Raw genomic sequence first — 6,492 nt, forward strand, 5'->3', positions numbered from 1 at the left:
CGCCTGGCTGGCCACCATGTCCGCTGGCGGCGCCGCCCGCGCCACCCTGCCCGCCGCGCCGCGGCCTGCCGTACCTTCTCCACCTGGCTTACCGCAGCGGGTTGCTGGATGCCGACGTCGCTGCCCGGCTGCGCTCGCCCCGCGCCGACGGGCGCCTGCCCTCCGTGCTTACCCCCGCCCAGGCCGCCGCCCTGCTGGATGTGGCGGCCGACGCCGTTGCCACGGTCGGGGTGGCGGATGACGATGCTGCCGAAACCAATCGCGCACTGGCTCTGCGCGACCGCGCGATCCTGGAGGTGCTTTACGCCACCGGCGTGCGAGTGTCCGAGCTGTGCGCCCTGGACTTCGGCGACGTGGACGCCTCCCGCCGCACCATGCGCGTGCTGGGCAAGGGAGACAAGGAACGCATGGTGCCCTACGGGGGGCCCGCCGCCGCGGCCCTGGAGGACTGGCTGGCTGTGCGTGGCGCCGTAGCCGCCGCCGACGCCGGGGCGGCCCTGTTCCTGGGCGCGCGCGGGCGCCGCATCGGACCGCGGGCCGTGCGCGAAATCGTCCACCGTGCCGCCGCCCGGGCCGGTGTGCCGGACCTGGGCCCCCACGGGCTGCGTCACTCCGCGGCCACCCACGTGCTCAGCGGGGGAGCGGACCTGCGCAGCGTGCAGGAGCTGCTGGGCCACTCCTCGTTGGCCACCACCCAGCGCTACACGCATGTGTCCGCCGAGCGCCTGCGTGCCGTCTACGCCCAGGCCTTCCCGCGGGCCTGACGGCTGCTTGACGTCGAGTTCGCCTGTCGCGTGCGGTAAGCCGGGGCGGCACCAGCGGGTTCGGTCAGTGGAGCGGCTTGAGGCGGATCACCGCCGGCTGAAGCAGGCGCAGCGGGTTGACGTAGGTCTTCGGGCCGGTGCGAGCGCCCCAGTGCAGGGCGTCCGCACCGTCGGTGCGGTGACCGGATTGCAGTGTGCCGATCACCTGGCCACGCGCCACCACGTCGCCGGCCTTGACGCACGGTTCCACCGGCTCATAGGTGGTGCGGATGCCGTCGGCATGGTCGATGGACACCACCGGCCGTCCGGCCACCATCCCCGCGAAGGCCACCGTCCCGTCGGCGGCCGCCAGCACCGGCGAGCCGGCCGCCAGCGCCAGGTCCACGCCGCGGTGCCCGGAGCCCCAGACCACCGCCGGCGGATCGAAGTCGGCCAGCACCGTGGTCGCCATGCCGGTGGGCCAGGCGTAGCGCACCCGCGCGGCCAGCACCCCGGTCAGCGTCGCGGTCGGTTCCGATGCGGTCCCGGAGGCGAATGCCTGCAGCGGATTCGGGTCGCTGCCCCGCCAGGCCATGACCACGGGCCGCGGCGTGGCTGCGGCGGACGAGGCCTCCGCTTCGGCGGCCGGCATCGGCGACAGTACGAGGGCGGCGCAGGCGGCCAGTGCGGCACTGGCCCCCGCCAGGCTGCGGGCCCACCGTCGCGGTCCGCCCGGGCGTCGTCGCCGTGGTCCGACGGGTGAGCGGGCGCCGTTGGCACGTCCGACGAGTTGGGCAGCAGGGTGCTCGCGGGCGCCGCAACTCGGGTCGGCGGTGGTCGTGGAACTGAGTGGTGTGGAGGCGCCGACGCCGGTGTCGGCGGCTGTGAGGTTGCTCATGGCGCCAGGGTGCGTCGGCGTGCGGCGGAGCGCATCTGCGGCGCCGCTCACCTGTGGACAACTGGCGCAGCCGCCTGTTTCCAACCGCGCCTGTGGACGCCGGTGCGCGGTCCCCGGCCTCCGCCGCCTACCGATGCTCCGCTTCGGCCGCCGCGTCGAACTCGGCGGCAGGGAGGGGCCCGCGGGCACCCCGACGGCGCTGTGATAGCCTCGCGCCCGCAGCCCCGCGCGGGTGCGGCGATACCCGCCGTTCCGGTGCGCGGCTGACTTCGCGTGTCCGCGCCCGCTCCGCCGTCGGCGGAGCGGGAACGTCCTTTCGGGCGCCACGGCCGAGGTCCCGCATTGCGCAAGCACGGCGGGTGGCCCAGCGCCGCGGACACCAGGCCCCATGCCCGGCTTCCGGGCAGCCGCGCCCCGCCCACAGGGACCGCGGTCAAAAGGGATTAACCACCCATAACCGGGTGCCCCGCTACGACTGCGGGCGCCCCTGACTGCGCGTCCGCCGGGCGCGCCTGAAAGGACCCTCATGGCGATTGTCACCATGCGCCAGCTGCTTGAGAACGGTGTCCACTTCGGTCACCAGACCCGCCGTTGGAACCCCAAGATGAAGCGGTTCATCCTCACCGAGCGTAACGGCATCTACATCATCGACCTGCAGCAGTCGATCGACGGCATCAACACCGCTTACGACTTCATCAAGGAGACCGTCGCCCGCGGCGGCAACATCCTGTTCGTCGGCACCAAGACCCAGGCCCAGGCCGCCGTGGCCGAGCAGGCCCAGCGCGTCGGCATGCCCTACGTCAACCAGCGCTGGCTGGGCGGCATGCTCACCAACTTCACCACCGTGCGCGGCCGCCTGGACCGCATGAAGGAACTTGAGCAGATCGACTTCGACGACGTGGCCGGCTCCGGCCACACCAAGAAGGAGCTGCTCATGATGCGTCGCGAGAAGGACAAGCTCGTCAAGACCCTTGGCGGCATCCGCGACATGGCCAAGCCGCCGGCCGCCATCTGGGTGGTGGACACCAAGAAGGAGCACCTGGCCATCTCCGAGGCGCAGAAGCTGGGCATCCCCGTCATCGCCGTCCTGGACACCAACTGCGACCCCGACGAGGTCACCTACGCTGTGCCCGGCAATGACGACGCCATCCGTTCCGTCAGCCTGCTGACCCGCATCGTCGCCGACGCCGTCGCCGATGGACTCGTGGCCCGCTCTGCCGGCCGCGCCCGCACCGGCGAGGAGGCGGAGGTTCCCGCTGCTGAGGCCGAGCCGCTGCCCGAGTGGGAGGCCCAGCTGCTGGCCGGCGCCGAGAACACCGACGCCGCCGACTCCGCCGCGACCGAGGAGCCGGCCGCCGCCGAGGCGCCTGCACCGTCCGACGCGGAGGAGCCCGCCGCGGCCGCCCCCGCCGAGCAGGCCTGAGCCGTCCCAGCCACGAGTCTTCCTTAAGCAATTCCAGGAGATATTCATGCCGAACTACACCACCGCTGACATCAAGGCGCTGCGCGAGAAGACCGGCGCCGGCATGCTCGACGTCAAGAAGGCGCTCGACGAGGCGAACGGCGACGCCGAGAAGGCCATCGAGATCATCCGCGTCAAGGGCCTGAAGGGCATCGCCAAGCGCGAGGGCCGTTCCGCCTCCGCCGGCCTGATCGCCGCCAAGGTGGTTGACGCCGACGGCGCCCAGGTGGGCGTCCTGGTGGAGATCAACGCCGAGACCGACTTCGTCGCCAAGAACGAGAAGTTCCTCGACTTCGCCGACAAGGTCCTTTCCGCCGCCATCGACTCCGGCGCCGAGACCGCCGAGGCCCTGGCCGAGGTCGCCGTCGACGGCACCACCGTCAAGGAGCTCACCGACTCCATGCAGGCCGTCATCGGTGAGAAGATCGTCGTGCGCCGCGTGGGCCGCCTGACCGCCGACCGCGTCGAGCTGTACCTGCACCGCACCAACCCCGACCTGCCCGCGCAGGTGGGTGTGCTGGTCGGCACCGACGCCGCGGCCGCCGAGGTCGCCCACGACGTTGCCATGCACGTGGCCGCCTACTCCCCGCTGTACCTGGACCGCGACTCCGTCCCGGCCGAGATCGTGGAGAAGGAGCGCGCCATCGCCGAGGAGACCACCCGCGCCGAGGGCAAGCCCGAGAAGGCCATCCCGAAGATCGTCGAGGGTCGCATGAACGGCTTCTACAAGGAGAACTGCCTGGTGGACCAGGCCTACGCCAAGGACCCCAAGACCACGGTCGGCAAGGTCATCGCGGCCACCGGCGGCAACCTGACCGGCTTCGTCCGCTTCCGTGTCGGCGCCTGAGCGCGCGCGTTCATAATTCGCCCGGCATAGCCGGCATCCGGGGTGGGGTCCGTGAGCATGTTCACGGACCCCACCTGGTTCTTTGGCCGGGTTCGTCCCGAGCATTGGCGCCACGACGGCGTTCCGACGCCGGGCCGGACCGCGGCACGGTAGGCTGTGCGGAGCGCCCGCATTGACGCCGCCGAACCGTCCGCACCCAGCAGGAGGCATCACGCATGAGCGAGTCCCCGGACCGCGACGACCGCATCGCCCACGGCACCCACCCCCGGCGGTGCTACTGAAGCTCTCCGGCGAGGTGTTCGGCGGCGGGGCGGTAGGCCTGGACGCCGATGTCGTCGCCGACGCCGCCCAGCAGATCGCCACCGCCATCAAGCAGGGCGTGCAGGTGGCCATCGTCGTCGGCGGCGGCAATTTCTTCCGCGGTGCCGAACTGTCCGCCCGCGGCATGGACCGCGCCCGCGCCGACTACATGGGCATGCTCGGCACGGTCATGAACGCCCTCGCCCTGCAGGACTTCATCGAGAAGGCCGGCGTGCCCGCTCGCGTCCAGTCCGCCATCACCATGACCCAGGTGGCCGAGCCCTACATCCCGCTGCGCGCCATCCGCCACATGGAGAAGGGCCGCGCCGTCGTCTTCGGCGCCGGCGCCGGCATGCCCTACTTCTCCACCGACACCGTCGCCGCCCAGCGCGCCCTGGAGACCCACTGCGACGAACTGCTGGTGGGCAAGAACGGAGTCGACGGCGTCTACACCGCCGACCCGCGCCGCGACCCCGAGGCCGTCAAGCTCGACCGCCTCACCTACGCGCGGGCCCTCGCCGACGGGCTGCAGGTGCAGATGCCTCGGCCTTCGCCCTCAGCCGCGACAACGCCCTGACCATGCGCGTGTTCGGCATGGGGGAGCCCGGCAACATCACGCGCGCCCTGCTGGGGGAGGACATCGGCACCCTCGTCACCCGCGACTAGCGCCGCCCACGCGCCGGCGCTCCGCGCTGAGCCGCTCAGCCAAACGACCAAAGGCTGACCAACAGCCGACCGACAGCTCAATACCACTGCTAACAACCGAAGGAACCCACCATGATCGACGACGTCATGCTCGATGCCGAGGACAAGATGGACAAGGCCCTGGAGGCCGGCAAGCACGAGCTCGCCGCCATCCGCACCGGCCGCGCCAACGCGTCCATGTTCAACGGGATCATGGTCGACTACTACGGGGCGCTACGCCCCTGCAGCAGCTCGCCTCCATCACCATCCCCGAGGCCCGCTCCGTGATCGTCGGCCCCTACGACCGTGGCGCCATGAAGGAGATCGTCACCGCCATCCGCGAGTCCGACCTGGGCGTCAACCCCACCGACGACGGCACCGTCATCCGCGTGACCCTGCCCATGCTGACCGAGGAGCGCCGCCGCGACTACGTCAAGCTCGCCCGCTCCCGCGCCGAGGAGTCCCGCGTGCAGGTGCGCGGCGTGCGCGCCAAGGCCAAGAAGGAGCTGGAGGCCATCAAGCGCGACGGCGAGGCCGGCGAGGACGACGTCAAGCGCGCCGAGGGGGAGCTGGACGCCCTCACCAAGCGCTACGTCGAGCAGATCGACGCCGCCCTGGCCGCCAAGGAGTCCGAGCTCCTCGAGGTCTGATTCCACTGCCCCGACCGCCTCCCCGCCGCCCGCCGTGAGCCTGCTGTCCACTCTGCTCACCCCGCCGCCGACGCGCAATCGTGCCCCCCTGCCCGCCACCGGGCGGGCGGGACGCAACCTGCCCGCCGCCGTCGGGGTCGCCGTCGTCCTGATTGGGGCCGTCCTGGCTTCGCTGGTGTTCAACAAGATCGTGTTCGTCGGCGTGGTGGTCGTGGCCGTGTGCGGGGCGCTGTGGGAACTGGCCGGCGCCTTCGCTCGCAAGGGCATCCGCCTGCCGCTGGCCCCGCTGTGGATCGGCACCCTCGGGGTGGCGGTGTGCGCCTGGCGGGCGGGCGCGGAGGCGGCGCTGGGCGCCTACATCGCCACCGCCGGTGCCTGCGTGGTGTGGTGCTTCCTGGACCAGGCGGAGGCCGAGTCGGGCACCGTCCTGGAGGAGGCCGGCCACGATGTGCTGCGCACCGAGGCCCACGACGCCGTGCGTCGCTCCCGTTCTGTAAACGTCTCCGCCTCCGTGTTTGCCGCCACCTACCTGCCCTTCCTCGCCGGATTCGCCGTGCTGCTGGTCGCCCAGACCCACGGGGTCGGCAAGGTCCTGACCCTGATCGCCCTGCCGGTCGCCAACGACACCGGCGGTTGGCTAGCCGGCATCAACTTCGGCAAGCACCCCATGGCGCCCAGCGTGTCACCGAAGAAGTCGTGGGAGGGCTTTGCCGGTTCACTGCTGGCCACCGTCGGCGCCGGTGCGGCCTGCCTATGGGCGTTGGACGGGCCGGTGTGGGCGGGCGCGCTGCTGGGAGCCACCGTGGTATGCGTCTCCACGCTCGGCGACCTGGGGGAGTCCCTGCTCAAGCGCGACCTCGGGCTGAAGGACATGGGTACCCTCCTGCCCGGCCACGGCGGCCTCATGG

The 6,492-nt window shown here is 71.8% G+C and carries 4 protein-coding genes and 3 pseudogenes; 6 read left to right on the forward strand and 1 reads right to left on the reverse strand.

What is annotated here, in order from left to right; genetic code table 11:
* Nucleotides 1-764: pseudogene (locus BW737_RS19155) on the forward strand (tyrosine-type recombinase/integrase); the annotation flags it as partial.
* A gap of 64 nt (nucleotides 765-828) precedes the next feature.
* Here the strand turns inward: BW737_RS19155 and BW737_RS18485 are convergent.
* Nucleotides 829-1,641 (reverse strand): M23 family metallopeptidase, encoded by an 813-nt coding sequence (locus tag BW737_RS18485; protein ID WP_257210732.1) that lies wholly within the window; start codon nucleotides 1,639-1,641, stop codon nucleotides 829-831.
* A gap of 526 nt (nucleotides 1,642-2,167) precedes the next feature.
* Between BW737_RS18485 and rpsB the strand changes: the two genes are divergently transcribed.
* From rpsB to BW737_RS10720, 5 genes and pseudogenes are all read left to right on the forward strand, one after another.
* The gene (rpsB, locus tag BW737_RS10700) at nucleotides 2,168-3,064 is read left to right on the forward strand and encodes a 30S ribosomal protein S2 (RefSeq protein ID WP_086616060.1); all 897 of its coding nucleotides are present in this window, start codon (nucleotides 2,168-2,170) and stop codon (nucleotides 3,062-3,064) included.
* 46 nt (nucleotides 3,065-3,110) lie between these two features.
* Nucleotides 3,111-3,950: a translation elongation factor Ts gene (gene tsf / locus BW737_RS10705; protein WP_086616059.1), complete on the forward strand. Its 840-nt coding sequence runs from the start codon at nucleotides 3,111-3,113 to the stop codon at nucleotides 3,948-3,950.
* Between the two features lie 271 nt (nucleotides 3,951-4,221).
* Nucleotides 4,222-4,916: pseudogene (gene pyrH / locus BW737_RS10710) on the forward strand (UMP kinase).
* 111 nt (nucleotides 4,917-5,027) lie between these two features.
* Nucleotides 5,028-5,584: pseudogene (gene frr / locus BW737_RS10715) on the forward strand (ribosome recycling factor).
* Between the two features lie 43 nt (nucleotides 5,585-5,627).
* A partial coding sequence (locus tag BW737_RS10720; protein WP_086616061.1) for a phosphatidate cytidylyltransferase occupies nucleotides 5,628-6,492 on the forward strand: 865 nt, incomplete at its 3' end.

Origin of the sequence: Actinomyces ruminis (assembly GCF_002154335.2) — a bacterium.
GTDB lineage: Bacteria > Actinomycetota > Actinomycetes > Actinomycetales > Actinomycetaceae > Actinomyces > Actinomyces ruminis.